Origin of the sequence: Phytohabitans flavus, from assembly GCF_011764545.1 — a bacterium.
GTDB lineage: Bacteria > Actinomycetota > Actinomycetes > Mycobacteriales > Micromonosporaceae > Phytohabitans > Phytohabitans flavus.
On the sequence record NZ_AP022870.1, the window covers coordinates 3,368,121 to 3,394,689 of the forward strand.

31 protein-coding genes are annotated in these 26,569 nt (G+C 70.4%); 11 read left to right on the forward strand and 20 right to left on the reverse strand.

Annotation, left to right across the window (positions count from 1 at the left end):
* Positions 1 to 88: 88 nt before the first annotated feature.
* Entirely contained in the window at positions 89 to 586 is a 498-nt protein-coding gene (locus tag Pflav_RS14730; protein WP_173036684.1) for a hypothetical protein, read from the forward strand.
* 331 nt (positions 587 to 917) lie between these two features.
* Here Pflav_RS14730 and Pflav_RS14735 read toward each other — a convergent pair whose 3' ends face one another.
* The 3 genes from Pflav_RS14735 to Pflav_RS14745 form a co-directional block, all read right to left on the reverse strand.
* Entirely contained in the window at positions 918 to 3,353 is a 2,436-nt protein-coding gene (locus Pflav_RS14735; RefSeq protein ID WP_173036685.1) for an ATP-binding protein, read from the reverse strand.
* Positions 3,354 to 3,690: 337 nt separating this feature from the next.
* The gene (locus Pflav_RS14740) at positions 3,691 to 4,587 is read right to left on the reverse strand and encodes a class I SAM-dependent methyltransferase (RefSeq protein ID WP_173036686.1); all 897 of its coding nucleotides are present in this window, start codon (positions 4,585 to 4,587) and stop codon (positions 3,691 to 3,693) included.
* Positions 4,588 to 5,117: 530 nt separating this feature from the next.
* Positions 5,118 to 6,287, reverse strand: a complete 1,170-nt coding sequence (locus tag Pflav_RS14745) for a vanadium-dependent haloperoxidase (protein WP_197938497.1) — start codon at positions 6,285 to 6,287, stop codon at positions 5,118 to 5,120.
* Between the two features lie 305 nt (positions 6,288 to 6,592).
* On the opposite strand from Pflav_RS14745, the gene Pflav_RS14750 reads away from it, so the two are divergent.
* Together Pflav_RS14750 and Pflav_RS43585 are read left to right on the forward strand one after the other, a co-directional pair.
* Positions 6,593 to 7,183 (forward strand): RNA polymerase sigma factor, encoded by a 591-nt coding sequence (locus Pflav_RS14750; protein WP_173036687.1) that lies wholly within the window; start codon positions 6,593 to 6,595, stop codon positions 7,181 to 7,183.
* 259 nt (positions 7,184 to 7,442) lie between these two features.
* Positions 7,443 to 7,880, forward strand: coding sequence for a Rieske (2Fe-2S) protein (locus Pflav_RS43585; protein ID WP_197938507.1), 438 nt, complete (start codon positions 7,443 to 7,445; stop codon positions 7,878 to 7,880).
* A 36-nt stretch (positions 7,881 to 7,916) separates the two neighbouring features.
* Here Pflav_RS43585 and Pflav_RS14760 read toward each other — a convergent pair whose 3' ends face one another.
* Positions 7,917 to 8,369 (reverse strand): hypothetical protein, encoded by a 453-nt coding sequence (locus Pflav_RS14760; protein ID WP_173036688.1) that lies wholly within the window; start codon positions 8,367 to 8,369, stop codon positions 7,917 to 7,919.
* Between the two features lie 31 nt (positions 8,370 to 8,400).
* Positions 8,401 to 8,547 (reverse strand): hypothetical protein, encoded by a 147-nt coding sequence (locus Pflav_RS14765; protein ID WP_173036689.1) that lies wholly within the window; start codon positions 8,545 to 8,547, stop codon positions 8,401 to 8,403.
* Positions 8,548 to 8,816: 269 nt separating this feature from the next.
* Between Pflav_RS14765 and Pflav_RS14770 the strand changes: the two genes are divergently transcribed.
* A complete protein-coding gene (locus tag Pflav_RS14770) occupies positions 8,817 to 9,272 on the forward strand; it encodes a GNAT family N-acetyltransferase (protein ID WP_197938510.1) in 456 nt (151 codons plus the stop codon).
* Here Pflav_RS14770 and Pflav_RS14775 read toward each other — a convergent pair.
* The 3 genes from Pflav_RS14775 to Pflav_RS14785 are packed head-to-tail and all read right to left on the reverse strand — an operon-like array spanning position 9,247 to position 11,135.
* Entirely contained in the window at positions 9,247 to 9,957 is a 711-nt protein-coding gene (locus Pflav_RS14775) for a hypothetical protein (protein WP_232071414.1), read from the reverse strand. The genes Pflav_RS14770 and Pflav_RS14775 overlap by 26 nt on opposite strands.
* Complete coding sequence (locus tag Pflav_RS14780; protein ID WP_173036690.1) at positions 9,954 to 10,499, reverse strand: RNA polymerase sigma factor; 546 nt, start codon at positions 10,497 to 10,499, stop codon at positions 9,954 to 9,956. The genes Pflav_RS14775 and Pflav_RS14780 overlap by 4 nt, the downstream gene beginning before the upstream one ends.
* Before the next feature lie 30 nt (positions 10,500 to 10,529).
* Positions 10,530 to 11,135 (reverse strand): TetR/AcrR family transcriptional regulator, encoded by a 606-nt coding sequence (locus tag Pflav_RS14785; protein WP_173036691.1) that lies wholly within the window; start codon positions 11,133 to 11,135, stop codon positions 10,530 to 10,532.
* A 31-nt stretch (positions 11,136 to 11,166) separates the two neighbouring features.
* Here Pflav_RS14785 and Pflav_RS47425 point away from each other — a divergent pair, with 31 nt between their 5' ends.
* Together Pflav_RS47425 and Pflav_RS14790 are read left to right on the forward strand one after the other, a co-directional pair.
* Positions 11,167 to 11,292, forward strand: coding sequence for a hypothetical protein (locus tag Pflav_RS47425; RefSeq protein ID WP_269474504.1), 126 nt, complete (start codon positions 11,167 to 11,169; stop codon positions 11,290 to 11,292).
* A gap of 40 nt (positions 11,293 to 11,332) precedes the next feature.
* Complete coding sequence (locus Pflav_RS14790) at positions 11,333 to 11,947, forward strand: TetR/AcrR family transcriptional regulator (RefSeq protein WP_173036692.1); 615 nt, start codon at positions 11,333 to 11,335, stop codon at positions 11,945 to 11,947.
* On the opposite strand, the gene paaI is transcribed toward Pflav_RS14790, so the two are convergent.
* Genes paaI through paaA form a run of 8 tightly spaced genes read right to left on the reverse strand, consistent with a single transcriptional unit; the run spans position 11,944 to position 17,715 of the window.
* Positions 11,944 to 12,321 carry a hydroxyphenylacetyl-CoA thioesterase PaaI gene (gene paaI, locus Pflav_RS14795; protein ID WP_173042432.1) on the reverse strand — a complete coding sequence of 126 codons (378 nt, stop codon included), beginning with the start codon at positions 12,319 to 12,321 and terminating at the stop codon, positions 11,944 to 11,946. The two genes, Pflav_RS14790 and paaI, sit on opposite strands and share 4 nt — an antisense overlap.
* A gap of 35 nt (positions 12,322 to 12,356) precedes the next feature.
* Positions 12,357 to 13,178, reverse strand: a complete 822-nt coding sequence (locus tag Pflav_RS14800; protein WP_377310674.1) for a 3-hydroxyacyl-CoA dehydrogenase family protein — start codon at positions 13,176 to 13,178, stop codon at positions 12,357 to 12,359.
* Between the two features lie 5 nt (positions 13,179 to 13,183).
* Complete coding sequence (locus tag Pflav_RS14805) at positions 13,184 to 13,933, reverse strand: enoyl-CoA hydratase/isomerase family protein (RefSeq protein ID WP_173036694.1); 750 nt, start codon at positions 13,931 to 13,933, stop codon at positions 13,184 to 13,186.
* A 21-nt stretch (positions 13,934 to 13,954) separates the two neighbouring features.
* Entirely contained in the window at positions 13,955 to 15,031 is a 1,077-nt protein-coding gene (gene paaE, locus Pflav_RS14810) for a 1,2-phenylacetyl-CoA epoxidase subunit PaaE (protein ID WP_173036695.1), read from the reverse strand.
* Positions 15,031 to 15,522, reverse strand: coding sequence for a 1,2-phenylacetyl-CoA epoxidase subunit PaaD (gene paaD, locus Pflav_RS14815; protein ID WP_377310672.1), 492 nt, complete (start codon positions 15,520 to 15,522; stop codon positions 15,031 to 15,033). Before paaD ends, paaE begins: the two co-directional genes overlap by 1 nt.
* Before the next feature lie 2 nt (positions 15,523 to 15,524).
* Complete coding sequence (paaC, locus tag Pflav_RS14820; RefSeq protein ID WP_173036697.1) at positions 15,525 to 16,460, reverse strand: 1,2-phenylacetyl-CoA epoxidase subunit PaaC; 936 nt, start codon at positions 16,458 to 16,460, stop codon at positions 15,525 to 15,527.
* 8 nt (positions 16,461 to 16,468) lie between these two features.
* Positions 16,469 to 16,765, reverse strand: a complete 297-nt coding sequence (gene paaB, locus Pflav_RS14825; protein ID WP_173036698.1) for a 1,2-phenylacetyl-CoA epoxidase subunit PaaB — start codon at positions 16,763 to 16,765, stop codon at positions 16,469 to 16,471.
* Positions 16,765 to 17,715, reverse strand: coding sequence for a 1,2-phenylacetyl-CoA epoxidase subunit PaaA (gene paaA, locus Pflav_RS14830; RefSeq protein ID WP_173036699.1), 951 nt, complete (start codon positions 17,713 to 17,715; stop codon positions 16,765 to 16,767). The genes paaB and paaA overlap by 1 nt, the downstream gene beginning before the upstream one ends.
* 100 nt (positions 17,716 to 17,815) lie before the next feature.
* Between paaA and paaZ the strand changes: the two genes are divergently transcribed.
* Positions 17,816 to 19,849, forward strand: a complete 2,034-nt coding sequence (gene paaZ, locus Pflav_RS14835) for a phenylacetic acid degradation bifunctional protein PaaZ (protein ID WP_173036700.1) — start codon at positions 17,816 to 17,818, stop codon at positions 19,847 to 19,849.
* A gap of 185 nt (positions 19,850 to 20,034) precedes the next feature.
* Positions 20,035 to 20,646: a YciI family protein gene (locus Pflav_RS14840; RefSeq protein ID WP_173036701.1), complete on the forward strand. Its 612-nt coding sequence runs from the start codon at positions 20,035 to 20,037 to the stop codon at positions 20,644 to 20,646.
* A gap of 55 nt (positions 20,647 to 20,701) precedes the next feature.
* Here the strand turns inward: Pflav_RS14840 and Pflav_RS14845 are convergent, their stop codons facing one another.
* Both Pflav_RS14845 and Pflav_RS47430 read right to left on the reverse strand, forming a co-directional pair.
* On the reverse strand, positions 20,702 to 21,364 hold the full coding sequence (locus Pflav_RS14845) for an SDR family oxidoreductase (protein WP_269474505.1): 663 nt from the start codon (positions 21,362 to 21,364) through the stop codon (positions 20,702 to 20,704).
* A gap of 17 nt (positions 21,365 to 21,381) precedes the next feature.
* Positions 21,382 to 21,675 (reverse strand): SDR family NAD(P)-dependent oxidoreductase, encoded by a 294-nt coding sequence (locus Pflav_RS47430; protein ID WP_269474506.1) that lies wholly within the window; start codon positions 21,673 to 21,675, stop codon positions 21,382 to 21,384.
* 241 nt (positions 21,676 to 21,916) lie between these two features.
* Here Pflav_RS47430 and Pflav_RS14850 point away from each other — a divergent pair, with 241 nt between their 5' ends.
* From Pflav_RS14850 to Pflav_RS14860, 3 genes are all read left to right on the forward strand, one after another.
* Positions 21,917 to 22,777 carry a helix-turn-helix transcriptional regulator gene (locus tag Pflav_RS14850; protein ID WP_173036702.1) on the forward strand — a complete coding sequence of 287 codons (861 nt, stop codon included), beginning with the start codon at positions 21,917 to 21,919 and terminating at the stop codon, positions 22,775 to 22,777.
* Between the two features lie 94 nt (positions 22,778 to 22,871).
* Entirely contained in the window at positions 22,872 to 23,273 is a 402-nt protein-coding gene (locus Pflav_RS14855; protein ID WP_173036703.1) for a hypothetical protein, read from the forward strand.
* A 482-nt stretch (positions 23,274 to 23,755) separates the two neighbouring features.
* A complete protein-coding gene (locus tag Pflav_RS14860; protein ID WP_197938512.1) occupies positions 23,756 to 24,793 on the forward strand; it encodes a metal-dependent hydrolase family protein in 1,038 nt (345 codons plus the stop codon).
* 626 nt (positions 24,794 to 25,419) lie between these two features.
* Here Pflav_RS14860 and Pflav_RS14865 read toward each other — a convergent pair.
* Both Pflav_RS14865 and Pflav_RS14870 read right to left on the reverse strand, forming a co-directional pair.
* A complete protein-coding gene (locus tag Pflav_RS14865; protein WP_197938514.1) occupies positions 25,420 to 25,737 on the reverse strand; it encodes a hypothetical protein in 318 nt (105 codons plus the stop codon).
* 124 nt (positions 25,738 to 25,861) lie between these two features.
* The gene (locus tag Pflav_RS14870) at positions 25,862 to 26,446 is read right to left on the reverse strand and encodes a GntR family transcriptional regulator (protein WP_232071416.1); all 585 of its coding nucleotides are present in this window, start codon (positions 26,444 to 26,446) and stop codon (positions 25,862 to 25,864) included.
* Positions 26,447 to 26,569 lie beyond the last annotated feature (123 nt).

Below are 26,569 nucleotides of genomic sequence, written 5' to 3' on the forward strand. Positions count from 1 at the left end.
GGACTGTTCGGCCTTGTGACCCGCGACCCGACACCAGGATCATGTACGCACCTTGTAGTAGTACTCCCCTCTGCGAAGGGTGCGATCGATGGCGTGGACCCGGGCGAAGTGGCGCGCGGTGCTGCTCGACCTGCTGGAGCGGGCGGGCTGGTCAGCCGGCCAGGTCTTCGTGGCGACGCTGCTGGCCGGCGGCGCCACGGCCACGGCCACCGCCGGCAGCCTGCCGTGGAAGTACGCGCTGACGCTGGCCCTGAGCGCCGCCGTCTCGTCGGTCATCCTGACGCTCATCCAGTACGCGTCCCACACCACGAAGCTCAGCTTCTGGCCCGACCTGCTGGTCCGCCTCGGCAAGACCTTCCTCGCCACACTGGCCGCCTCCATCGCCGCGGCCAATGTCTTCAACATCATGACCTTCGACTGGAACGCCGCCCTCAACCTGGCCTTCCTCGCCACGCTCACCGCACTCGGCAAGGGCCTGCTCGCCCGGGAGAACGTCGCCGCGCAGCCGGGCGCCGCGCCAGCCCCCGCGCAATCCAGCCCGTCCACGCTGCCGACCGCCACGTACACCGAGGCAACGCGCGCGTAACCGTAGCAGCGCTATACCGTAGCGGGATGGCCTCAACGGTGGTCCCGGCCGGCAACGCGTCCTCGGCGCGGGATCGGCTGCGGAGTTGGGGTGGCCTCGGCGTCAGGTCGCGAATAGAGATTCAAACCCAAGGACATTGAGCTACCGCGATGTCCGTCGTGGTCCAGACCGTCGCTCCCGCGGCCTCACCCTCCGCGGTTGGGCAAGCTCACCCCGGGTCGCGGTCAGCCGTCCGCGACCTTCGCCGCCGGCTGCCACCTGGCAGATCGTGGTACTTAGGTGCCCCTGGAGGGGCGGTTCGATACCACGATCTCTCGCTGGGTGCGCGGGGTCAGGCGCTCAGCCGGGGAAGGCTGGTGAGTTTGGTACGGATGCCGGGTGCGTCGGGGTGGTCGAGTTGATGGAGGATGCTCCAGGCGAGTTGCCAGCTCTCGTACGCGGCCTTGGTTTTGCCCGCCGCGTAGTGTGTGTCGCCGAGGCGGTTGAGGATCCTGGCTTCGTAGCGGCGGTTGCGCAGGTCGCGGAACAGCTCGATCGCGTGCTGGTAGCAGTCGGTGGCCTGCTGGTATCGGCTGAGGTGGTGGTGGGCGTAGCCGAGGCTGTCCCAGGCGCGGGCCTCCCACACGGGGCTGCCGAGCTGTTGCAGTCGGGTGAGGGCTTGTTGGCAGTAGACGATGGCCTGCTGGTAGTTGCCGAGCTGGGCGTGGTACCAGCCGACGTTGTTGAGGGCGTTGGCCTGCCCGTGCACGTGACCCGCGGCCGTGTAAAGGCGCAGGGCCTCTTCGGCGTCGTGGAGTGCGTCCCCGTAACGGAGTCGAGGCTCGTGGACCCAGCCCCGGCACAGATAGACATAGGCCAGGCCAGCTGTGTCGGCCAACTGTTCGTAGAGCAGGCGGGCGTGCTCAAGGTGGATGCTTGTGTCGTCGTGGCGGCCGATCCAGGCGTAGAGCTCGGCGAGCCAGCAGTGGGCGTTGGCCTGCGCGCGGCGGTCGTGTAGCCGCTGCGCGGCACGCAACGCCGCCTGGGTGGTGCTGTGCCAGTCGTGCCAGTGTCCTTGGCGGTTGAAGAACGTGCCTATCAAGTCGGCCAGTTCCCAGGCGTACGGCTCGAAGCCGGCGTCGCCAGCGGTATGTATCGCCGCCACTATCGCCGGATGTTCCCGGATGAACCAGTCCAGCGCCTCGCGATGCCCGGCGATCGTTTCCGACGCGACGTGGGGCGGGGGCGGTGTGAGGGCGATCGGATCCCGGTGCGGGCCGAGTAGGACGCGGGCGGTCTTGGCGTGGTGAAGGTAGTGGTCCACCATCCGACCGGTGGCGGCGCGACGCTCTACATCGGAGTCGTGGGTGTATGCCTGTTCGGTGGCGTACGCGCGCAACAGGTCGTGGAGGGTGTAGCGGCGCGGCGTGTGTTCGGCGATGAGGTGGGCGCCGCTCAGTTCGGCCAGGAGCTCCCGGGCGCGGCGGGCGGGTATGCCGGCGAGGCTGGCGGCGGCAGGCGCGCTGATGTCCGGGCCGCAGTGCAGGCCGAGCAGCCGGAACAGCCTGGCGGCGTCCGCGGTGAGGGCGTGATAGGACCAGGAGAAGACTGTGCGTATGTCGGTAGCGCTGTCACCGGCGAGGGCGTCGAGTCGGTGGCCGCCGTCGCGCAGCTCGTCGGCGAGGGCGGCGAGGGTCCGGTGTGGATGGGTGGCGGCGCGTGCCGCGACCAGGGCCAGGGCCAGGGGAAGCCGGGCACATCGGGACACGATGTCGGCGACGGCGGCCGGTTCGCCCGCGAGGCGGCGCTCACCCAGCCGCCGCGCCAAGAGCCGGTAGGCGTCGGTGGGCGTGAACAGGTCCAGCGTCAAGGGGTGCGCGCCGTCCGTGGCTATGAGGCTGGTCAGCTGGTGGCGGCTGGTGATGATGACCACGCACTCGGCCGAGCCGGGTAGCAGCGGGCGGACCTGGTCGGCGTCGCGGGCGTTGTCCAGCACGATCAGCATGCGCTTGCCGGCGACCAACGTGCGGTACAGCCCCACCTGCGCGTCGAGGCCTGCGGGGATCGCCCCGGGTGGTACGCCGAGCGCTTGCAGGAACGTGTGCACCGCCACCACCGGCGGCATCGGTGGACCAGACGGGTCGAACCCGCGCAGGCTGATGTGCAGCTGCCCGTCTGGAAACCGGTCGAGGTTGTCGTGCGCCCAGCGCAACGCCAGCCAGGTCTTGCCCACCCCGCCGGCACCGGTGATCGCGGCGATCAGCGTGCCGCGCTGTTCCATCAGCTCGGTCAGGTGTCCCAGCTCGCCGGCTCGCCCCGCGAAGAGCGCCGGCCCGGCCGGCAACTGGCGGGGCAAGGACATGGCATAGACCGGCGCCGCGTCGGCCACCGGCCAAGCCACCGCACCGGCTGTCAGGCCCGGGTCTTCGGTGAGGACCTGCTGGGGGACGGCCTGTCCGCCCGCGAGCCGAAACCACTCCGCCAGCCAGAGCGCCTGCCGCTCGATCGGCACATCGCAGGCGGTGAGCAGCGCGATCACGCGTTCACGCCGCGGCAACGTGGCACGACTCAGCATGGTGGCGAGCGTGCTGGCGGGCAGGATGTGCCCATGCACGTCGGCACGCCGCGCGATCGCCCGGTAGGTGAGCCCAGATCGGTCCCGCAGCTGGCGCAACAGCATCACGTACTGCTCAGGGCTCGCCGCGGCGGCGGGGTCGACTCCGGCGTCAGCGGTAAGCCCGTTGACCCGCTCGTATGCCGCGCCCACACCCTGGCGCTCGCCGTCCATGCCGACCTCCCCCGCGCTGCCACGACCGACGTTCCGGCGCGGCGACAGATCGAGGGTAGCGACACGGTGCCCACCGGCAGAACCTGCCGCAGTGGCAGGCTAACCCCGCGAATCGTGTCGCAACTTGAGTATCCGCACCCACCTTCCAGGCCGCGCGGCCGTCGATAGGTAGGCGCCGACTCGGTGGGCCGGATTCATCCACAATAGAGATTGAGCTACCGCGATGTCCGCGGTGGTCCAGACCGTCGCTCCCGCGGCCTCACCCTCCGCGCTTCACAACCCAGATCGGAAACCCGATCGACAGGATGCTGAGAAAGCCCAACACCGCCATGGTCAATTAAGGCAGGTCCTGCTGAGGGTCGCTCGGCACAGGCTGGCGTCGGCCCGGTCTGCCGGCGACGACGACCCGGCTGTCACGCAGTGACCGGCGGTTCTGGACCGAGGTGCCGATCTGTTCGGCCACCGTGAGCAGGGACTCGTCAGTGACGACGTCGAGCCCGTAGCGATGCAGGAGACCCTCGAGCTGCTCGGGTCGCCACAGCGAGCGCCACGGCTCGCCCCAGCTCCGCGAGGTTACCCAGCCGATGCGGGTCCGTACGGAAGTGGCCTGATAGCTGGCGATCAGCCGGCTGCCAGCCGCCGACCGCACGCTGATCGCGTCCAGCGTGGCGGCCACCGCGGTTGGGCTCAGGTAGGGAATGACACCTTCCCAGATCCACGTAGTCGCCATGCCCGCCTGGTGCCCCGCTTCCGCCAACGCGTCGGCCAGGCCCACGTCGCCCGGTGCCGCGAAATCCACCGCTACGAAACGCACCGAGCGCGCGACGGCGGAAAGCCCACCGACCCGCGCCCGCTTGTCCGCCTGCGAGGGCGGCCGGTCCACCTCGAAGACATCGACGCCCGCCAGCTCGGCCATGCGCCAGGCCCGGCTGTCCAAGCCGGCACCGAGAACGACCACCTGCGGCGCTGCCTGGTCCCGCACGGCGTCGTCGATGGCGACCGTACGCGGCACGATCATTTGCATTGTCGCCCGGACCGACTCGAAAGCCACCCGGGTCGCCCAGCCCTGGGGGCGCTGACCGGCGCGGACCTGATCGACCGGCACCCGCTCGTCGTCACTGAGCAAGTGCGCGGCCACGGGATCGGCGAACCGGCCGACCGCACTGCGCCCGTCCGCAGCGGCGCGGCTCTGACACATCACCACCGCGGTGCGGCTGGCTGACCCGGTCGGCATCGGCCGATGCTAGCCGGACGTGCTTCCCCGCTCACCGAGGGGGGCAACGCCTGTCTCCGGGCCCTCACCCGCCCGGCACCCATCTTGTTTCCCTTGATCGGTGGATGCTCTGGTCGTCCGTGGCGAAGAATTGCCCCTCCAAGGGAAATTCTTCGCCACAATCGCAGCGCGAGACGACGCTGCCTGCGTCGATCAAGGAAACCCGCGGCCGTAGGCCATGATCGGCGTCTGCGCCGGCTACGCCGGCCTGGGTTGGCTTGTGTATCGCGGAGGGTGAGGCCGCGGGAGCAGCGGTCTGGACCACGGCGGACGTCGCGGTAGCTCGAATCTCGATCCTGTGGTCGCCATTGTGGACAGACCTCAGGAACCCGACTCCGAAAGGTCTCCTGGATCCGAGGTTTCTCTGCCCATGAGCCCGCCGGTCGGTTGCCGGCGGGCTCACGCGTTCGCGCTGTGGGCTCTGTCGCGGTCCGGTTCGGCCTGGCCGCGGTGACGCTTCGGGCCTGCGTGGTCGTTGGGATTCGGGTGGGTCAGGCGGCGGGGGTGGGCGGGTCGGTGAGGTTGTGGAGGGCGTACCGGGCTATGTCGTGGCCGAGGCGTTGCCCGGCGTCGTGGTCCAGTCGAGTGTGGACGCCGGCGAAGATGCGGCTGATGCCGGCTTCGTCGGCGGCGTCCTGGAAGGAGTTGAAGGTGCGGGTGACGCCGGCCAGGGACTCGGAGGTGACGCTGATCCGCTGGCCGCCGCCGAAGGTGCGGGCCAGGACATCGGCGCCGGCTTGGGCGACAACGCTGTGCGCGCCGGGGTAGGCGGGGTCGTTGGGCGTGCCGGCGAGCGGGTTCCAGGTGGGGTCGGCGACGGTGTCCGGGTTGCCGTCGGTGTCGGCGAGCCGGATGGCGGTGACCGGGCGCCAGATGCGGTGGTGGTATTTCGCGTCATAGAACGCGATGACCGCGTCGGCGAAGGTGAGGTTCAGCTCGGCGAACAGGCGGGCGGAGGCGAGCAGTCCACTGTGGCGGGTGGTGGCGGCGCTCTGGGCGATTTCGTTCCAGTAGTTATGGATTGGCGCGGCCCAGAAGCGCGCTTGGACGGTCTGGTCGTCGGTGCGGGTGGTGCTGGTGTCCTGTCCCAGGCGCCGCACCTCCTCCGCGGCGTTGGCGTATCCGGCGCTGGTCAGCGCGGGGTATGCCTTCGAGCGGAAGCGGCTGGCCCGGTCGAGCAGCCATGGGGTGACGGCCGACCAATGGGTGAAGACGGCTGCGCCGAAGCCGGGCGGGGTCGGGCGGTACTGCCCCGGTTCGGTGCCCGGGCTCAGGGCCGGCGGGGTCGCCGCCGAGCCATCGCCGGCGCGCAGGCCGATCAGCAGCCGCGCGGTCCACGCACCGATCCGCGTACCGGCCTCCCGCGCCTGCCGGTCGGGGATCGCGGCGAGGTCGGCGGCGAGCTGCTGGTCGAGGTCGGCCGCCACCGACGGGTACAGCGCCGCGAGCACGTCGTGCGCCGCCTGGGCGGCGGCCGCCTGAGGTGCGGCGCCACGTGCGCCGTTGACCGCGAAGAGGTACGGCCGGCCCACACCGTGTGCGGCGACGACGGCGTTGTACACGGCTGTGTGCAGCAGCGCGAAGGAGCGGGTGGCGTGCACGGTGGCGGGCTGGAGGCCGGGGGTACGCAGGATCCGCAGCAGTGTCCTGTTCCAGGCCACGACCGTCTGCCCGCCGGGGTCCGGCCGCCGGGACGTGTCCCCGCCAGCGGCCGTACGGCCCCGGCGGCCGGCGGCGCGGTGCCAGCGCCGAGCACCGCCGCGGCACCGCCCGCGATCAGCAGCTTTCTGCGCCCAATTTCGATCATGAAAGACTCCTCGCCTGTGGCTGTTCGCCGCGCGGCGAACAGCCACACTGGTTTGTCCACGATTCGTTCACCCACGGATATGCGCACGGGTTACGCCGGTAACCCGCGCGCATATCTCTAGACGACGTAGCGGGTGGATGGCGTGAAGTGGGGCGGTGCATGGTGGGGCGTCGACCTTCCCCTGACCGGCGGTCCGTTGGGCCGCCGCCCGGGGAGCCCGGGCAGCAGGCCGGCCGGCGGCTGCGCGTGGTCAGCGAGGACGCCTACCCGGACTGGGAGGCGATCTACCGCGACAACGTGGAGCGGGTGTACCGGCAGATGTTCGCCAAGGTCGGCAACCGCGCGGACGCGGAAGACCTGACCACGGAGGTGTTTCTCGCCGTGCTCCGGCCGATGCGGGCCACGGCGAGCGCCGGGGAGGTGCGCGCGTACCTGCACGCCACCGCGCGGACCGTTCTCGCCATGTACTGGCGGCGCAAGCTCGGTCGACAAGTGACCACATTGGACGCCGAACCGGTCGACGCCGCCGCGCCCGCCGGACCGTCCAACGTGGAGGCGACCGAGCGGGCACAGGCGATCCTGGCCGCGCTGCCCGAGCGCTACGAGCAGATCTTGCGGCTACGATTCCTGGAGGCGTACACGATCAAGGAGGCCGCGGCCGCACTGGGCATCAGTGTCAGCAACGCCAAGGTGCTGCAACATCGGGCGCTGCGCCACGCGGCGGCCGCCGACGAGGGGACAGGGCCATGAGCACGAGGCGGCGCCTGCGGCGCTACGTCGACGACCTGCTCAGCGGGCGCCGACCACGCCCGTTCCAGGCCGACGAGCAGGAGGCGGCCGAGGTCGACGTCGCGATCACCCTCCGCACGGCCCGGCCGAGCAGCGGTGCCCCCGCGACGAGTTCGTCGCCCGGCTGCACAGGCGGCTCGCCGCCCAGCAGGAGGCGGGCTCCGCGGGTGTACCCGATGGCGACCCGACGCCCAAACCGACCACCACCCGGCGCCGGGTCGTGCAGGTCGCCTCGGCCGCGGCGGCGCTCGGCGCCGCCGCGGGGGCCGCGGCCGGGGTGGCGGTCGATCGCGCGCTGACCGAGCCGAGCGGTGCGGGCGACGCGCGGACGCTCCGGCCGAACACCGGCACGTGGCACACGGTGGCGGCCGCCGTCGACCTGCCCGAGGGGGCGGTGCGCCAGTTCGACGTCGGTTCCGTCATCGGTTTCGTGACCCGCACCAGCGGCCAGCTGCTGGCTGTCTCCGGCTTCTGCTCCCACCTGCACTGCCGGCTTTCGCTCGACTCGGCGAAGCGCGAACTGCTCTGCCCCTGCCACCGGACCGCTTTCACGGTGGGTGGAGAGGTGGTCCGGTTTCAGCTCGCGGTCCCGCCACCGTCGCTGCCGCACATCGTCGTCCGGGAGGTCGACGGCGACATCCAGGTCCTCGCCCCCTGAGACCCCGGCTCGCCGACGGCCGGCAGGCGATGCCGGCTACGAGGCGAACCTGATCGTCTGGAGGCCGACGTAACCCTCACCGCGGGTGGTGATCCGGCCGTTGTGCACCCGGATCGCGGTTTTGGGACCGTGCAGTTCGAACTGTCCGGAGTCTCCGCCGGGGATCACCTGCCAGGTCTGCGCGGCGGAGCCAGGCGCGCAGGTCGCCAGTTTCAGCAGGCCGGGAGCGGTGTCGGCGACACAGTAGCCGGACCCGAGGTCCTCGTTGTAGAACGGTGGCGCGATGACGACACGGTTCTTGGTGTTGTCGTCGCGCTTGCGGACCTGTGCCGGCTTCAGCGCCATCATCGTGTTGTCGGTCCGCTCGGTGCCCGTGAAGTCGACGACGCCGTTTCGCCCCACCGCCATGTACCGGTCGAGGCCGTCGTCGGCCACGTCGATGAGGACACCGACGTTCAGGTCGATGCCGAGCCTCTCGAGCTGCGACACGTCCGAGGCAACCAGGCGTCCGCCCCTGTTGTCAGCTGACGCGCCGCCCTCCCCGCCGGGCGATGCCGGCCGGCTGGACGCTGGCGATGGCACGGGCGCCGTCGCCGGCGGCGGAGCGCTGGTACCGGACGGCGAGGCCGCGGCCGAGGAACCGCCGGCCGTCTCCGCGGAGTCGCACGCCGCCGTCGCGGCGACAGCGACCGTGAGGATTGAGCCGAGAAGCCATCGCTTCGCGGTACGAGACATGGTGCCTCCCCTGTCCTTTGTAGACCCGGATGGGTCGGTCTCCGCTGGCAGCTTCAGGACTACCCGCGAACCGACACCTCGTACACGCCCCGGCGATCCGCCGTACTGCGGGACAGATGGTAACGAACTGGTAACGGCAGTCGACGCCCTGCTCGGGGTAATGGGGATGCCGCGATCCAGTTAGGTCGGCAAGATGCGGGGGTGACCACATTGGAAGTTGGCCTCGGCGACCCCGAGCTGGAAAAGGTCCTCTCCGACGAGCTGGACGCCATCAACAACGCCGCCATCGCCTCGGATGACGAGACACCGTTCTCCATCCGAGCCATCGGCGACAACGGCGCTCTCCTCGGCGGCATCACGGGATGGACCTGGGGTGGCTGCGGCGGTATCACCTCGCTGTGGCTCGCACCCGACCAGCGCGGCCAAGGCCTCGGCGGACAGCTGTTGGCTGCCGCCGAGGCCGAGATCCAAAGACGTGGCTGCGACCGGGTCGTCGTGGCCACGATGTCCTTCCAGGCTCCGGGCTTCTACGTGCGACACGGTTACGAGGAGGTCGGGTGCACGCCAGGCATGCCGGACGGGACAGCGAAACACCATTTCCACAAGCGCCTGGACGGTGCGGTTTCCGGGTTCACTCGGCCGGTTGGGGCCACATGAAGCGAGTGGGCTGCGGCCCCGGCCCGACATAGCGGGCGCTGCCGAGCGGCCAGTTCAAGGCGCAGGAGGTGGAGCCAGTCGGCGCGAGGTAGAGCATCGTGTAGGCGATCTGCGTCGCCGGGTCGGTGAAGGTCGTGATGACCAGGATGCTCCCTTCGGGAAACAACTTCGGCCGCATGAGGTATCCCTCGAGGGAGGCTGGTTCGCCGTTGGGTTTCAGCTTGTTGACCGCGTCGCTCGTCCGGTCCCGCTCAGCGGGAGTGGCACAGAAGCGATCGGGCTTGCCGGACTTGACCTCCGTCGGTATGCCAGCCTCGCGGAGCTTGGTCGCGAGCGCGCTCACGTTCTCCAGTTGGGCCCACCGCACCGTGAGCTGCACGGACCCGTCGGGCTTCGGGGTGACCGCGTACGCGGGAGCGACTCCGTCCGGTCCGCCGCTCCACACCGTTGACATCGCGAGGGTCGCCGCCACGGCCGCGGCGCCGCCGAACGCGATCCGCCGGCGCCACACCTGGCGGGTGGTGCCGTGCCGCCCGAGCGGCGCCGGTGCGGACCGTTCCGCGTTGCCGTCGCGCGGTGTCGCGAGGATGCTGGCCAGCATCACCTGGGCCTGGGATGACTCGGGGTCCGCGCGCAAGTCCGCGGCGGGATCCGCGGCGCGCAACAGTCGATCGCCTACCATCATGATCCTCCTTCGTGAGCCAGCGGGCCAAGCGCGGCATCCGCGGCCTTCCTGTCTGGTGCCGGCTCCAATGCGGCCGCGAGCCGTCTGCGGGCGCGAAACAAGCGGACCTTGTACGCGGTGCGGCTACAGCCCATGACCGTGGCGGCCGCCTCCGCGTCCAGGCCCTCCCAAGCGGCCAACCGCAGAGCCTCCTGGTCAGCCTCGGAGAGTTGGGCCAGCGCGTGGCGCACTCTTACCTGGTCGACCACCGTGTCGGCGTGGTCGGCCGCCACCAGCTCGACGACCTCGCCCATCCGGGCAGTCACCCTCGCCTGCCGGCCTTGCCCTCGAATCTCGTTGGCGATCAGATGACGCGTCGTCGCGTACAGCCACGGCAACGGGTCGCTGACCGGCACATCGGCCAGCCGCCGCCAAGCCACGAGAAACGCTTCGCTGACAACGTCGGGCGCTCGATCCCGTCCCACCCTGCGTGCCGCGTACCGCATGACGGCGCCGTAGTGCCGCTGGAACAGCTCCGCGAACCTTGCCCGGTCGTCTTCCATACCTACTTGTGTCCGCCTCAGCGACCGGGGTTACATCCTGGCCTTAGGACCGCCTGCCCCGATGCCGTCGAACACCATCTCGATCAGTCGCCGCCCTTGGGCGACGCCCTCGTCGGTCGGGGGGACGCGCCAGAGGAAGCCCATCAGCAGCAGCACGTCTGCGGGATCGGTGCCGGGCCGCACCGAACCCTCCGCGACGCAGGCGTCGAGCAGCTTGGACACCGCGGCGGTTACCGGCGCATAGCTCGCGCTCACGGCATCCCGCACAGCGGCCGAGTAGAGCGCCTCACCCAGCCCGTGCTTGAGGCGGATGTGTGCGGCGAGGATTTCGAACCAGACGGCGAACGCTTCCTTCGCGGTCGGCTCTGCCGCCAGGACCTGGTCGACGGAGCCGACGAGCTTGGCCAGCTCCTGCTGGTAGACGGCGAGGATAAGGTGCTCGCGCGTCGGGAAATGACGGTAGAGCGTGCCGGCGCCGACTCCCGCCCGCTTGGCGATCTCGTTCAGCGAGACGGTCTGGGTCTCGGCGAACAAGGCCTGCGCGGCCTCGAGAATCGCGGCGTGCTTCTGGGACGCGACCTCACGCTGCGTCCGGTACGTCTCCGCGGCCTCGCCCGCGCCCGCCTTCGTTGACATGCGGAGAACTCTCCGGATAGCCTCGATCGTAATGCGGAGATTTCTCCGCATAGTGACAAGCCTAACAGCCAAGCGCCTGCTCGGCTGGCAGCCACGTCCCGCCGCCGAAACCGTCGTCGACGCCGCCCGCAGCCTGGTCGCGTGGCAGGCCGCCTGACGTTCACTGACCGTTCGGTCAGTGTGGGAGCCTTTCTCCCATGACCGCAGACATCTCCGGCGTGCCGCCGTCGCCCCGCCGCGGTCGCCCCGGCTACGACCAGGAGACGGTGCTGCGCCGGGCCATCGACCTCTTCAACCGGCAGGGGTACGACGGCACGAGCATGGGCGACCTGGCCAAGGAGCTCGGTTTCACCAAGTCGGCGATCTACCACCACGTACCGAGCAAGTCGCACCTTCTGGAGCAGGCACTCGACGAGGCGCTCGACGGGCTCGCCCACGCGCTGGCCGCGGCCCGGGCGGAGAGCGGCGTGACGGCGAACGAGCGGCTGCGGCACGCGGTCCGGGGCAGCGTCATGGTGCTGGTCGACCACCTGCCCGCCGTGACGCTGCTGCTGCGGGTACGCGGCAACAGCGAGGTGGAGTCGCAGGCGCTGGAGCGCCGGCGGCACATCGACGACGCGCTGGCCGAGATGGTCGAGGCCGCTGTGGCCGAGGGCGCGCTGCGCAACGACCTGCCGCCCGCCATGATCAGCCGGCTGCTGTTCGGCATGGTCAACTCTCTGGTCGAGTGGGTGCGCCCCGACGGCCGGTACGACGCCGAAGCCCTCGCCGACATGGTCACGACCGTCGCGTTCGACGGCCTTACCCGTTAGCGGCCCGGCGGTCGCAGTGTGCGGCTGCGACCGCGGAACTCGGCGACCGCGACACCCTCGCGGCGTACCGTCACGTCGTAGATGCCGGAGCGGCCCCACCGCCACCGCTCGACGCCCGTGGCCACCAGCAGGTCGCCGAGCCGGACCGGCTCGAGAAAGTCGATCTCGAAGCCTGCCGCGACCGTCACCTCGCCGTACGTGTTGCAGGCGAAGGCGAACGTGCTGTCGGCGAGCGTGGCGATAAGCCCGCCGTGAGCGATGTCGTGGCCGTTGACCATGCTCGGCCCGATCGTCATCGCGAGTACCGCGCGGCCGGGTGCGATCTCCCGGATCTCCATCCCGAGCGCCTTGCTGGCCGCGTCGGAGGCCCACATCCGCTTCGCCGCCTGCTCTGCCACCTCTTGAGGGCTCACCACGTGTAGAAGCCCTGGCCGCTCTTGCGGCCGAGCTGGCCGGCGGCGACCTTGTCGCGAAGGATCTGGGGCGGCTCGAAGCGTGGCCCCAGCTCGCGCGCCAGGTGGCTGGCGATGCCGAGGCGTACATCGAGGCCGACGATGTCGGTCGTCTTCAGGGGCCCGACGGGGTGGCGGTAGCCGAGCACCATCGCGGTGTCGATGTCCTCGGCCGAGGCGACCCCCTCTTCGAGCATTCGCATCGCCTCCAACCCCAACGCGACGCCGAGCCGGCTCGATGCGAACCCTGGTGAGTCGGTGACCGTGATGCCGGTCTTGCCGAGGTCGCCCGCCCACATTTGCGCACGGGTGACCAGCTCGGGCGCCGTACGAGCACCGACCACGATCTCGACGAGGTCACTGGCGGGCACGGGGTTGAAGAAGTGGAGCCCGATCAGCCGGGCCGGGTCGGCAAGCGCACCGGCGAGGGTGTCGATCGGCAGGGAGCTTGTGTTGGTGCCGATCGGCGTGCCGGGGGCGACCCGCTCGATGACGGTCAGCACCTCGGCCTTCAGGGCGACCAGCTCGGGCACCGCCTCGACGACGAGCCCGGATCCGGCCAGGTCCTCGGGCTCGGTGGTCACGCGGAGCGCCCCGGTTGTACCCGTGAAGCCCCGCTCGACTGCCTTGGCAAGGCTTGTCTCGACCCGCTCGCGGGCGGCGGCCGCGGCCTCCTCGCCGGCCTCGACGACCGTCACGTCGGCGCCGGCCAGCAGAAAGGCGTGGGCGATGCCGGCGCCCATGCGGCCGCCGCCGTACACGCCCACGCGGGAGGGGATGCTGCTCATGATCGGCCCTTCTTGCGTTCGAGGAACGCTGTCATTCGCTGGTACTTGTCCTCGGTCTCGAACAGCACCGCCTGGGCGATGTCGTCGATCACCGGGTGCGCCTCGGCGGGTGCGTGGAAGACCGACTTGGCGAGACGCACGGCGAGCGGCGCCTGCTTGGTGATCCGGTCCGCCCACCGCTGGCCGGCCGCGTCCAGCTCCTGTTGCGGTACGACCTCGTTGAGCAGGCGCACGCCCAGAGCCTCGCCGGCGTCGAGCACTCGACCGGTGAGCAGCAGCTCCTTGGCCAGCGGCTCCCCCACCAGCTCCTTGAGTCGCCAGGTCGCCCCGGCGGCGGCCAGGATGCCCAGTCCGGCCTCGGGGTTGCCGAGCTTGACCCGCGGGGTGCCGACGCGGAAGTCGCAGGCGTAGGCGAGTTCGGCCCCGCCGCCGAGGGCGTACCCGTCGACCAACGCGATGGTCGGCATCGGGAGGCGCCGGATCCGGTCGAAGATGCCGGAGTTGATGCCGCGCAGGGCGTCCTCGCGGCGGCGTTCCCGCAGCTGGGCGATGTCGGCACCAGCCGCGAAGACGCCGCCGGAGCCGGTGACGATGGCGACCTTCGGGGACCGTTCAAGCCGCGCGCACGCCTCGTGCAGCAGGTCGACGGTCTCCTGGTCGATCGCGTTCTTGGCCTCCGGCCGGTTGAGCCGCAGGGTGACCCGGTCGTCGCGCTCCTCGACGAGCAGCGGCGCGCTCAGGCTCATGTGTCTTCCTTTGCTCAAAGGTCAGGCGTCGTAGTCGACCGTCACGCGCTCGCCGAGCGGGTAGGTCTGGCAGGTCAGCACGAACCCGGCCGCGATCTCCGATGGCTCGAGCGCGTAGTTGCGCAGCATGTCGACCTCGCCCTCGACGACGCGCGCCCGGCAGGTACCGCACACGCCGCCCTTGCACGCGAACGGGACGTCGCCGCGCCGCTGCTGGGCGGATTCGAGGATCGAGCGGGTCCGCGGCATCGGGTTGGTGGTCGAGCGGCCGTCGAGTACCACGGTGACCTCGCTGGTGACGCCGTCCAGCTCCTTGTCCTCGTGGCGCAGCTGTGGCGGCGGGGTGTCTACAAAGAAGAGTTCGAAGTGGACTTTGTCGGCGGCGACCCCGAGGTCGCCGAGCACCGCGCGGGCGTCCTCGATCATCGCGAGTGGGCCGCAGAGCCACACATGGTCGGTGTCGTCGACGGGCACCAGCGCGGTGAGGATGGTGCGGAGCCGGTCGGCGTCCAGCCGGCCGGAGAAGAGCTCGACGTCGCGGGGCTCGCGCGAGAGTACGTGGATCAGGTCGAAGCGCGGACCGTGGTCGTTCTTCAGGTCGGCCAGCTCCTCGGCGAACATCACCGTGTTGGTGCTGCGGTTGCCGTAGAGCAGCGTCACCGTGCTCGCCGGGTTGGCCAGCACGGTCGCGGCGATGGACAGCATCGGCGTGATGCCGGATCCGGCCGCGATGAGCAGGTGCCGTCCACCCTCGGCGGCGTCGGCCCGCAGGTTGCCGGACGGCGGCTGCACCTCGACGGTGTCACCCTGGCGTACCTCGTTGACGAGCCACGACGAGAACAGGCCCGCCGGGATCTCCCGGACGCCGATGCGCGGCAGCGTGCCGGCCGGCGAGCAGATCGAGTAGGTACGGCGGTGCTCCTCGCCGTCGATGACCCGGCGGAGGTTGAGCGACTGACCGGCCGCGAAGGCGTAGTCGCCGCGCAGGTCGTCAGGCACGTCGAAGGTCACCGCCACCGAGTCGTCGGTGAGGCGGTCGACCGCGGCGACGGTCAGCGGGTGGAAGCCGGCGCGCGTGCGGGTGGCGGCCTGGCTCATCAGATCTCCTTCACGTGCTCGAAGGGCTCGAGGCAGGCTCGGCACCGGTACAGGGCCTTGCAGGCGGTGGCGCCGAACTCCGAGGTGACCTCGACATCGGCGGTACCGCAACGCGGGCAGGTGACCGCCCGGCGGACCGGGCCGAGGGTGAGCGGGACGGGCCCGGCGCGGCGGGGCGCCGGGCCGGGGGCGGAGATGCCGGCCTCGCGTAGCGCGGTACGGCCGCGCTCGCTGATCCAGTCGGTGGTCCAGGCAGGTTCGAGCTCGACCCGCACGACGACGTCGCCGAAGCCCTCGTCGGTCAGCCGCCGGACGAGGTCGTCGCGCATCGTCGCCATGGCCGGACAGCCGGAGTACGTCGGGGTGATGGCCACCTCGACCCGGCCGGCCGCGTCGACGCCGACGCCGCGCAGCACGCCGAGGTCGGCGAGGGTGAGCATCGGCAGCTCGGGGTCGGTGACCGTCTCGGCGACGGCCCGCGCCCGCTCGATGTTCACCATCGGCCCATCGGGTGCTCGCGGGCGACCACCTGCATCTCGGCCAGCAGCCGGCTCAGCGCCTCGGTGTGGGCGCCGTCGCGGCCCTTGCGGCCGGCGAGGCCCGCGAGCGGGTTGACCCTCGGCCGCTCGATGCCGCTGACGGCGAAGACCTGCGAGAGTACGGCGTCCACCTCGGCGGCGGTCGTCGCCGGGTCGACCCCGACCCCGGCCGTCGCGACGCGGGACTCGACCTCGTGGGTCTCGAAGAGCTCCGACTCCAGCCGCAGCACCCCGACCAGCGCGGCTTCGAGCCGGGTACGCGACTCCTCGGTGCCGCGCGCGAGGGTGAGGAACCAGCGGCCCGCGAAGTCGCGGTGGTAGGTCATCTCCTTCACGCCCTTGGCGGCCACCGCGGCCAGCACCGCGTCGCGGCTGCCCGCGAGCCGCTCGAACAGCGCGAGCCGCGCGGCCGAGAAGACGAGCAGCCGGGCGATCAGCTCGGCGAAGTCGCCGTTGGGCAGCTCGGCGAGGCGAACGTTGCGGAACTGCGGATCGCGACGGAAGAACGCCAGCGCGTCCTCAGGTGGGACCGGCGAGCCATCGGGCAGCGCCGGCACGATCGAGGGGTCGGCCGCCGCGGCGCGGGCGAGCAGTAGCCGCGCCTGTCCGAGCAGGTCGAGCGCGACGTTGGCGATCGCCAGGTCCTCTTCGAGGTCGGGCGCGTTGCTGCACCACTCGGAGAGGCGATGGGAGTAGACGAGCGCGTCGTCGGCGAGCATCAGGCAGTAGAGCGCGAGGTCACCGGCGTCGACGCCGTCCGGCACCGTGGTGTCGACACCGGCCAGCGGGTCTTCGAAGTCGCTGCCGAAGGCCCAGTTGGCGTCGTTGACGAGCAGGCCGGCGAAGGCGCTGTCGTGCTCGCCGGCCGCGTGGGTATGGATCTGCGCCATCGCTGACCTCACATGTGGGGAACGTTGTCGGCGATCTCGTAGAAGGTCGGGTGGCGGTACACCTTGTCGCCACTCGGCGCGAAAAGCGGGTCCTTCTCCGACGGGCTGCTCGCGAGGACGTTGGTGGACCTGACCACCCAGATGCTCACGCCCTCGTTGCGGCGCGTGTAGACATCGCGCGCGTGGAGCAGGGCCATCTGATCGTCGGGTGCGTGGAGCGAGCCGACGTGCACGTGGTTGAGGCCGCGCTTGCCGCGCACGAAGACCTCGTAGAGGGGCCACTCGGCCTTCACACCGCTGCTCATCACCGCACCTCGCTCGTCTGCTGGCTGGCCGCGAAGGCCGTGGCGGCCTCGCGTACCCAGGCGCCCTCGTCCCAGGCGCGGCGGCGGTGCGCGACGCGCTGCGCGTTGCACGGGCCGTCGCCCTTGACCACCGCCCAGAACTCGTCCCAGTCGGGCGTGCCGAAGTCGTAGGCGCCGCGCTCCTCATTCCACACCAGGTCGGGGTCGGGCAGGGTCACGCCGAGCGCCTGCGCCTGCGGCACGGTCATGTCGACGAACCGCTGGCGGAGCTCGTCGTTGGTGTGGCGCTTGATGCCCCAGGCCATCGACTGCTCGGTGTTGGCGGACTGCTCGTCGGAGGGGCCGAACATCATCAGTGCCGGCCACCAGAACCTGTCGACCGACTCCTGTACCAGCGCGCGCTGCTCGTCTGTGCCACGCATCATCGTGGTCAGCAGCTCGTAGCCCTGGCGCTGGTGGAACGACTCCTCCTTGCAGATGCGGATCATCGCGCGGCCGTACGGACCGTACGACGTGCGGCACAGCGGCACCTGGTTGCAGATGGCCGCGCCGTCGACCAGCCAGCCGATGGTGCCCACGTCGGCGTACGACAGCGTGGGGTAGTTGAAGATCGAGGAGTACTTCTGCCTGCCCTCGATGAGCCGCCGGGTGAGGTCGTCGCGCGAGACGCCGAGGGTTTCGCAGGCGGAGTAGAGGTAGAGGCCGTGGCCCGCCTCGTCCTGCACCTTCGCCAGCAGGATCGCCTTGCGGCGCAGGCTCGGCGCGCGCGTGATCCAGTTGGCTTCGGGCTGCATGCCGATGATCTCGGAGTGCGCGTGCTGCGCGATCTGCCGGATGAGGGAGTTGCGGTAGGCGTCCGGCATCCAGTCCCGCGGCTCGATCCGGTCGTTGTGGGCGATCGTCCGCTCGAACGACGCCTCAAGCTCACGCTCGTCGACCACCTGCGTCATCAGCGTCCTCCGGCACGCCTGGGGTATTTACTGACCGAACGGTCTGTAATAGCGTGGCACACGACGCGAAGGCGCGCAACGGCAGAGGGGTTGAACCGACGTGAGTCCACTACTTCAGAGCCACGCATGCGGCAGCTGGTTCACCCCGAGCGACGGCGAGCCGCTGCTCGACGCCACCACCGGCGAAGAGGTCGCGCGGATCTCGAGCCGCGGCCTCGACTTCGCCGCGATGACCGACCACGCGCGGCGGGTCGGCGGCCCGGCCATCCGCGCGCTGACCTTCCACGAGCGCGCCCTCAAGCTCAAGGAGCTCGCCAAGCACCTGTCCGCGGACAAGGACGACCTCTACGCGCTGTCGCTGCGCACGGGCGCCACACCCCGCGACGGCATGGTCGACATCGACGGCGGCTTCGGCACCCTCTTCTCCTACGCGAGCAAGGGCACCCGCGAGCTGCCCAACGACACGATCGTGCTCGACGGTGGCCACGAGGCGCTGGGCAAGGGCGGCACGTTCGTCGGGCAGCACGTCTACACCTCGCGCCTCGGCGTCGCGGTCCAGATCAACGCCTTCAACTTCCCGGTCTGGGGCATGCTCGAAAAGCTCGCACCGGCATTCCTCGCCGGCCTGCCGTCCATCGTCAAGCCGGCCAGCCAGACCGCCTACCTCACCCAGGCCGTCGTGCGGCGGATCGTCGACTCCGGCATCCTGCCCGAAGGGTCGCTCCAGCTGATCTGCGGCAGCGCCGGCGACCTGCTCGCCCACCTCGGCGAGCAGGACTCGGTCGCCTTCACCGGCTCGGCGCACACGGCGGCGATCCTGCGCCAGCACCCGTCGGTGATGTACGGCGGTGTCCGGCTCGGCGTCGAGGCCGACTCGCTCAACTGCTCGATCCTCGGCCCGGACGTCACCGTCGACGACCCGGAGTTCGACCTCTTCGTCAAGGGCGTCGTCACCGAGATGACCGTGAAGGCGGGTCAGAAGTGCACCGCCATCCGCCGAGCCATCGTCCCGAGCGGTATCGCGGACGCGGTGATCGAGGCGCTCAGCACGCGGCTCGCGAAGACCACCGTCGGCAACCCGGCCAGCGACGGCGTACGCATGGGTGCGCTCGCGTCGCTGGCCCAGCGCGAGGAGGTCCGCAAGGCCGTCGAGTCGCTGCGTGCCTCGGCCGACGTCGTGTACGGCGACCCTGACCGCGTGACGGTGGTCGGGGCCGACGCCGAGCGCGGCGCCTTCATGTCACCGGTCCTGCTGCGCGCTCACGAGGGTGCGACGGAGGTCCACGACGTCGAGCCGTTCGGCCCGGTCAGCACGGTCATCACGTACGACTCGGTCGACGAGGCCATCGAGCTGGCCGCCCACGGCAGGGGCAGCCTGGTCGGCTCGCTGGTCACGCACGACCCGTCGGTCGCCCGGTCGGTCGTCCTCGGCCTGGCACCGTGGCACGGCCGCATCCTGATCCTCGACCGCGACGACGCGGGCGAGTCGACCGGCCACGGCAGCCCGCTGCCAATGCTCGTGCACGGCGGTCCCGGCCGCGCGGGCGGCGGCGAGGAGCTGGGCGGCATCCGCGGCGTACTCCACCACATGCAGCGCACGGCATTGCAGGGCTCACCCGACATGATCACCGCGGTCAGCGGCCGCTGGACCACCGGCGCGACCCGCAACGACGACGAGGTGCACCCCTTCCGCAAGAGCCTGGCCGAGCTACGCGTCGGCGACACCATCCGCAGCGCGACCCGCGAGGTCTCGCTGGCCGACATCGACCACTTCGCCGAGTTCACCGGCGACACGTTCTACGCGCACACCGACCCCGAGGCGGCGGCCGCCAACCCGCTCTTCGGCGGCATCGTCGCCCACGGGTACCTCGTCGTCTCCCTCGCGGCGGGCCTCTTCGTGGAGCCCAACCCAGGCCCGGTGCTGGCCAACTTCGGCGTCGACAACCTGCGGTTCCGCACACCCGTCAAGGCCGGCGACACCATCGCCGTGACGCTGACGGTCAAGCAGGTCACCCCCCGCACGACCGCCGACTACGGCGAGGTGCGCTGGGACGCCGTGGTCACCAACCAGCACGAGGCGCCGGTCGCGACCTACGACGTACTCACCCTGGTCGCGAAGACCTGGCCAACCTGAGCCGGCCCGGAGACCTCTGCCGGTGGGTCCGGGCCTATGTCCTGAAAACCCAAATCTAAGGACATTGAGCTACCGCGACGTCCGTTGTGGTCCGGACCGCTGCTCCCGCGGCCTCACCCTCCGCGGTCCACAACCCAACCCCGGCCGGCTTCGCCGGCGGTGGTTGTCAGTAGAGACTGTTGGGCATGGAGTTCTTGTGCTACCACCGTGACCGGCCCGGCTCGGTGGCGCTGCGTGGCGAGTTGCTGGAGCAGCACTGGTCCTACATGGACCGATACGCCACGACGATGATTGCCCGTGGCCCGACCTTCGCCGAGGACGGCGACACGCCCACCGGCAGCGTGCACATCGTCGACCTGCCCGATCCCGCCGCCGCCCGCGCGTTCGCCTTCGACGAGCCCAACTACCAGGCCGGCGTGTACCGCGACGTGCTGCTGCGCCGGTGGCGCAACACGCTGGGACGCACCATGTGGGAATTCTCCGGCGGCCGGGTCGGCGGCAACCGGTATCTGGTGCTCGGCCTCGGCACAGGCCAGGCCGCCGATCTCGCCGTGCCGCCCGACCCGGACGGGCTGATCGCGTACGGGCCGCTGCTGTCCGACGACGGCGCCACCTGGCTGGGGACCGCGGCGCTGGTCCGGGCTGCGGACCCGGACACCGCACGCGCCATCCTGACCCCGGAACGGTACGCCGGCATCGAGGTGCACGACTGGCAGTTCGGCGGACGGCCGTCCTGGCCCGAGGACGCTCCACAATCGACACCCATCCGCGCCCCTTCGGCAATCTCGCAGCGATGACCTACGGATGATCGCATCAGCCCTGAACCCTCGCCAGCGCGGAGCGCGGCTCGGCTTACCTGCTGGCCGCCGGATCCGTTGTGGACAGTGCGGCTGGGAAGGAGGTGTTGGTGAGGTTTTCGGATATCTGCCATATGCGTTTGGCGTCGTCCTCGCTGCGAAGCCGGGAGTAGACGGCCTGTTCGGCGGGTGCCCCGGAGAGGTGCTGGAAACCGCTCGGACCGTACAGGCGGCCACCGCACGCGTCCGGGGAGGTGGCGGCATACAGGGCCGGCAGCGGCGCCGTCTCCAGGCTGCCGACGAGGATGCCGCGGCGGGAGAGGGCGCGGATGAGGCGCCCGCCGGCGGTGTCTTGTGTCCGGCCGACCTCCGGGCGTGCGGCCAAGAGATTGGTGGGGGCGATGCCAGGGTGGGAAATGTTGCTGGTGATCCCCCAGCCCGCGGCCCGGCTGCGCCGATCCAGCTCCAGCCCGAACATGCCGAACGCGATCTTGGACTGGCTGTACGCGCGTCGGCCGTTGTATGACCGGTCCCAGTTCAGGTCGTCCCAGTTGATGGAGTTCTCGTTCGCGGCCACGCTGATCTGCGAGGTCACCCGTGCGCGTCCCGCGCGCAGCAGGGGCAGCAGCTGGCAGACCAGAGCGAAGTGGCCCAGGTGGTTGGTGCCGAACTGAAGCTCGAACCCGTCAGCGGTGGTCTGCCGGTCCGGCGGAGTCATCACGCCGGCGTTGTTGATCAGGATGTGGATCGGACGGTTCTCCCCCGCAGCGCGGCACTCAGCGCGGCGACCGAGCCCAGCGACGACAGGTCGAGCTCCCGCAGGGACACGACGGCCTCGGGGTGCTGCTGCTTGATCTTCGCGACCGCCGCCTCGCCCTTCCGAGGATTGCGCACGGGCATGATGACCTCGGCACCCGCGGCGGCGAGGCGTGCCGCCAAGCCCAGACCGACACCGTCACTCGCACCGGTGACGACAGCGACCTTCCCGGTGAGGTCAGGAACGGTGATGTCCGGTTGCTTGCGTGCCATGAGTTACTCCTAGTTACCCTTGAACGGTTCTGGCGGGCTGATGCAGTGGCCCCGGTCACGCAAACGCGATCCCCGAGAGCGGACGTGATCCCAGGCTCCGCCTGATCCGCGGGCACATCCACGGCCTCTCGATCCCAGGCTTAGCCCAGGCCCAGCCGCAGAGGGGGATCGACAATCCGTGGCTGTACTCAGGCATGGGCGGTAGAACGGGACCAGGCCGCGACGTTGGAGGAAGGCAGTCATGATCGATCGAGGCGGGCTCGCCGAGTTCCTGCGTCACCGTCGAGAGTCACTGCAACCCGAAGACGTCGGTCTCCCCCGAGGACAACGCCGCAGAACCACCGGACTGCGCCGCGAAGAGGTCGCCACCCTCTGTCACATCTCCGCCGACTACTACAGCCGGCTGGAACGCCAGCGCGGACCGCACCCGTCCGAGCAGATGATCGCCTCCATCGCCCAGGGCCTGCACCTGTCGCTGGACGAACGCGACCACCTGTTTCGCCTCGCCGGACACAACCCGCCCACCAGGGGCTCGACCAGCGAACACATCAGCCCCGGCCTGCTGCGTATCTTCGACCGGCTCACCGACAGCCCCGCCGAGATCGTGACCGAGCTCGGCGAGACATTGCGGCAGACCCCGCTCGGCGTCGCGCTCACCGGCGATCTCACCCGGTACACCGGCCCAGCCCGCAGCATCGCCTACCGATGGTTCACCGACCCGGCCAGCCGCACCCTCTACCACCCCGACGACCACGAGCGGATCTCCCGCGTCTTTGCCTCCGGCGCGCGTAAAATCGCCACGCTCCGCGGCCCGGGCTCACGAGCCGCCGGCATCGCCAATCTGCTACTCGACCAGAGCCCCGAATTCGCTAGTCTTTGGAGTGAGCACGAGGTCGGGGTGGGTTTCGACCACGCCAAGCGCTTCGTACATCCGGAGCTTGGTGTCCTCGAACTCACCTGCCAGGCATTGCTCGACCCCGACCAGTCACACACCCTCCTCGTGTTCACCGCTGTCCCCGGCAGCGAGAGCTACGAGAAACTACAGCTTCTGTCCGTGATCGGGACCCAACGCATAACCCAACGGTCCTCCCCGAACGCATGACCACAGAGCGCAGGCCGAAGGCGACAAGGCCCCAGACCCGTGGCCCGGACAAGCCCCGCGTTCGCGTCGACGTGCCGCCTGCGATGATCGGCACATGTCTGAACGCCCCTCCGATGTGTGGCGTAGAAACCTCGCCAAAGAAGCCGCCGCGCTCGCCGCTGGAAGGTTGGCGTCGCAGGAGGCCGTCCTCACCCGGCTATTCCCGCAGTCGCTGTTGACCGCCACCGATCAGGCACTCACCGCGTTTGAGCAGCAGGTGCGGACGCTGGATGCTCCGTCTGACGACGAGATCATGGAGACGGTACAAAGCGTCGTGCTCGACTTGAACGGCGTCAACGACGATCACGGCGGGGCTGGCTACGAAACCGACGAGCGCGAACTGCTCTGCACGTATATTGATCAAACACTGACCGAGGCCGGCATCGATGTGCCGGCCGTGGCAGCCCGCCGTAACCTCGGGCGTTGGGAAATAACCGATCAATGGCGTGAATGGTAGCCGTCGCACGCTACGTAGCGCTCCCCGAAATCCCCGACCTCCGCTGCCAGGCCCGCGGTCCAAGCCCAACCCCGGGGGTACCGGGACCTGTCGAACGGGGCGCGTCGACCCGGGATTCGTTGTCGGACAAGGGCCAGAGGCCAGGGGTGGGCTTGCCCAACCGCGAAGGGTGAGGCCGCGGGAGCGACGGTCCGGACCACAGCGAACATCGCGGTAGCCCGATCTCCTTAATTTTGGATTCTTATCCGCAATCCCAGGCGTACGTTGATGTTAGCGGTAACACCCGGGCTGTCAAGCGTGGCCCTGGGCACGTAGTCTGGCTGGACTATGAGCAAGACCCTTTCCATCGTCAACGCGGCGGTCTTCGACGGCATCTCGGATGAGCTGACCGACGGCCCGCTGTACATTGTGGACGGACGCATCGAGTCCGTCGGCGGCACGCCGCGGCCAGCCGACCGAGTGCTCGACGCGCGCGGGGCACCGTGCTGCCCGGCCTCATCGACGCACATTTCCACGCGTACGGGATCGACCTGGACATGCTCGCGCTGGAGTCGCGGCCGCTGAGCTACGTGGCGCTGGCCGCCGCCCGCCGGCTCTCGGCGGCGCTCACCCGCGGCTTCACCACCGTGCGCGACCCGGCCGGCGGCGACGCGGGGCTGGCCCGCGCGATCGCCGAGGGCCTGCTGCCGTCGCCCCGCTACCTGTGGACCGGCGCGGCACTGAGCCAGACCGGCGGGCACGGTGACCCCCGCGCGGCCGACAGCGACGTCTGCGGGTGCGCGACCCACGCGACCGAGGTCGTCGACGGCGTCGACCCCCTCCGGCAGGCGGTCCGCGACCGCTTCCGCCGCGGTGCGCACGCCATCAAAATCATGGCCTCCGGCGGCGTGGTATCGCTGACCGACCCCATCCGCATCCCGCAGTACTCGCCCGAGGAGGTCCGCACGGTCTGCGACGAGGCCACCCGCCGGGGCAGCTACGTCGCCGCACACGCCTACTCCCCCGAGGCGATCCGGCACGCGATCGACAACGGGGTCCGCAGCGTCGAGCACGGCAACCTGCTCGACGCCGACACCGCGAAGGCGATGGCCGACGCCGGCGCCTACCTGGTCCCCACCCTCGCCGCCTACGACGCGATGGACCGGCGCGGCGCCGACATCGGCATGCCCGCGGTGTCGCGGCAGAAGAACCGCGAGGTGCTCGACGCCGGCCGCACCGCCGTCGAGCTGGCCCGCGCCGCCGGCGTGCGGGTCGGGTTCGGCACCGACCTGATGGGCGTGCTCGAGGACGAGCAGCTCAACGGCCTGCGCTTGCAGGTCGAGGTGGACGGCCCGGTGACCGCGCTGCGGTCCGCGACATCGGTCAACGCCGACCTGCTCGGCCGCCCCGACCTGGGCCGTGTGCGCGCGGGCTGCGTCGCCGATTTGCTGATCCTCGACGGCGACCCGCTGCGCGAGCCGTCGCTGCTCTGGGCCGGCCCGGAACGCCGCACGGTCGTCCAGGCCGGCGTCGTCCGCTAACCCCGCTCGGCGCCTGGCGTCATGCCGCGAATAATGGTCCAAACCTAAGAAGGTTGAGCTACCGCGACGTTCGTCGTGGTCCAGACCGTCGCTCCCGCGGCCTCACCCTCCGCCGTTGGCAAGCTCACCCCGGCCCGCGGCCGGCCGACCGCGGCCATCGCTGCCGGGTCCGCGCTCCAGCCGACAACGTGCGCACCATGATCGATCTAACAGCGCCGTACCGCGCTGCGTCCGTGGCGAGAAGTTGCCCCTGGAAGGGCAAGTTTTCGCCACGGACGACCAGAGCACCCATCGATCAAGGCCGGCCCCTTCCGACAGCGCCCCGCCACCCACCACCATCGCCTTCTCGGGCGCGATGGGATCGGAGCGCGCAGCGATCACAGGAAACAAGCGGTCAAGATTCGCCCGTTCCCCGCGCATCGCCCGCGCCAGGTGGCCACGACCGCACCGCCGGCCGTGCCGGCCGGGGTTTGGGTTGTGTATCGCGGAGGGTGAGGCCGCGGGAGCAACGGTCCGGACCACCGCGGACGCCGCGGTAGCTCATATCTTGATCAAGCAGCGAGCCCGCAGCCACCATTGTGGACGAACCGGCGCGCCAGCCTTGACTGCGTGCGCAGGTGCGGCGGTTAGATGTCGTGTGCGGCGGCGACCATCGCTGCGGCGGTGGCTGGCAGGCCGCGGCCGTCCGGGCGGCTCCAGTGCACGGTCACCTCGGTGAAGCCAAGCCCGGCCAGCCGGCCGAGCATGTCGGCGTACCGGCCGGCGCTTTCGAACGGCCACCGCACGTCCAGAGCAAGCTGCGCGATCCGGCGCACGCTGTCAGCGGCCCGTCCCTGCTCAGCCAGCGCGGCGTCCAGCTGCTTGGTCTGCGGTGGGTGGCGACCGCCGCGGCGGCGAGCAGCGGCACACAGCCGTACCAGGGTCCGTCCTGTAGCCGTGGCCACATCAGATGGTCGTAGGTCCACACTGTGCGCACCCCGGCCTGCTCGGCCGCGGCGACATCGGCCAGGAAGGCCGCCGGTGGGTGCCGATCTGGCAGCACGATCGCCGACAGCGCGACGGCAGCCGTCACGACGGGGCTTTTTCGACGCGGCCGGCCCAGCTGCCGCGCAGGTGGGAGATGTGCCGGCGCATCAGGCGCTCCAAGCTTTTCGCGTCGCCCGCCTCCACCAGCTCCAGCATCTGTACGTGCTCGCGGGCGGACGGGCCCAGCTCGCCGGCGTCCGCGAGCTGCCGCAGTCCGAACAGCCGGGAGCGCGAACGCAGCTCGCCGACAAGCGCCACAAGCTGCTCGTTGCCGGCCAGGGCCAGCAGGTCGAGGTGGAAGCGGCGGTCGTGTTCGAGGTAGGCGATGAGGTCCTTGCGCTCGGCCGCGTCGACGACCGCTTCGGCGACCGGCCGCAGCCGGATCAGGTCTTCGGGTGTCGCCACGGACGCCGCGCGGACCGTCGTCGGCACCTCCAGCAGCATCCGGATCTCGGTGATCTCGTCCAGCTCCCGGTCGGAGAGCTCACGTACCCGAAACCCTTTGTTCGGGACCGTGAGCACCAGCCCTTCCTTGGCCAGCTCCAGCATCGCCTCGCGTACCGGGGTGGCGGACACGCCGAGCTGCGCGGCGAGCACGGGCGCGCTGTACACCTCGCCAGGCCGCATCTGCCCGCGATCAGCGCGGCCCGCAGCGCGTGGATGACCTGCCCGCGCACGGTGGGACGCGCCTCGAGGGTGGGCAGCTCGAACGCTCCGTTCACGCCCACTCCAGAGCAACGACGACGGTGG

Bases quoted from the DNA above. Each gene is read 5' to 3' on its own strand.
- Pflav_RS14730 (WP_173036684.1), top strand. From the start codon at position 89: ATGGCGTGGACCCGGGCGAAGTGGCGCGCGGTGCTGCTCGACCTGCTG.
- Pflav_RS14735 (WP_173036685.1), bottom strand. From the start codon at position 3,353: ATGGACGGCGAGCGCCAGGGTGTGGGCGCGGCATACGAGCGGGTCAAC.
- Pflav_RS14740 (WP_173036686.1), bottom strand. From the start codon at position 4,587: ATGCCGACCGGGTCAGCCAGCCGCACCGCGGTGGTGATGTGTCAGAGC.
- Pflav_RS14750 (WP_173036687.1), top strand. From the start codon at position 6,593: ATGGTGGGGCGTCGACCTTCCCCTGACCGGCGGTCCGTTGGGCCGCCG.
- Pflav_RS14775 (WP_232071414.1), bottom strand. From the start codon at position 9,957: ATGATGGTAGGCGATCGACTGTTGCGCGCCGCGGATCCCGCCGCGGAC.
- Pflav_RS14780 (WP_173036690.1), bottom strand. From the start codon at position 10,499: ATGGAAGACGACCGGGCAAGGTTCGCGGAGCTGTTCCAGCGGCACTAC.
- Pflav_RS14785 (WP_173036691.1), bottom strand. From the start codon at position 11,135: ATGTCAACGAAGGCGGGCGCGGGCGAGGCCGCGGAGACGTACCGGACG.
- Pflav_RS47425 (WP_269474504.1), top strand. From the start codon at position 11,167: ATGCGGAGATTTCTCCGCATAGTGACAAGCCTAACAGCCAAGCGCCTG.
- Pflav_RS14790 (WP_173036692.1), top strand. From the start codon at position 11,333: ATGACCGCAGACATCTCCGGCGTGCCGCCGTCGCCCCGCCGCGGTCGC.
- paaI (WP_173042432.1), bottom strand. From the start codon at position 12,321: ATGTGGGCCTCCGACGCGGCCAGCAAGGCGCTCGGGATGGAGATCCGG.
- Pflav_RS14805 (WP_173036694.1), bottom strand. From the start codon at position 13,933: ATGAGCCTGAGCGCGCCGCTGCTCGTCGAGGAGCGCGACGACCGGGTC.
- paaE (WP_173036695.1), bottom strand. From the start codon at position 15,031: ATGAGCCAGGCCGCCACCCGCACGCGCGCCGGCTTCCACCCGCTGACC.
- paaC (WP_173036697.1), bottom strand. From the start codon at position 16,460: ATGGCGCAGATCCATACCCACGCGGCCGGCGAGCACGACAGCGCCTTC.
- paaB (WP_173036698.1), bottom strand. From the start codon at position 16,765: ATGAGCAGCGGTGTGAAGGCCGAGTGGCCCCTCTACGAGGTCTTCGTG.
- paaA (WP_173036699.1), bottom strand. From the start codon at position 17,715: ATGACGCAGGTGGTCGACGAGCGTGAGCTTGAGGCGTCGTTCGAGCGG.
- Pflav_RS14840 (WP_173036701.1), top strand. From the start codon at position 20,035: ATGGAGTTCTTGTGCTACCACCGTGACCGGCCCGGCTCGGTGGCGCTG.
- Pflav_RS14845 (WP_269474505.1), bottom strand. From the start codon at position 21,364: ATGACTCCGCCGGACCGGCAGACCACCGCTGACGGGTTCGAGCTTCAG.
- Pflav_RS47430 (WP_269474506.1), bottom strand. From the start codon at position 21,675: ATGGCACGCAAGCAACCGGACATCACCGTTCCTGACCTCACCGGGAAG.
- Pflav_RS14850 (WP_173036702.1), top strand. From the start codon at position 21,917: ATGATCGATCGAGGCGGGCTCGCCGAGTTCCTGCGTCACCGTCGAGAG.
- Pflav_RS14855 (WP_173036703.1), top strand. From the start codon at position 22,872: ATGTCTGAACGCCCCTCCGATGTGTGGCGTAGAAACCTCGCCAAAGAA.
- Pflav_RS14870 (WP_232071416.1), bottom strand. From the start codon at position 26,446: ATGCGGCCTGGCGAGGTGTACAGCGCGCCCGTGCTCGCCGCGCAGCTC.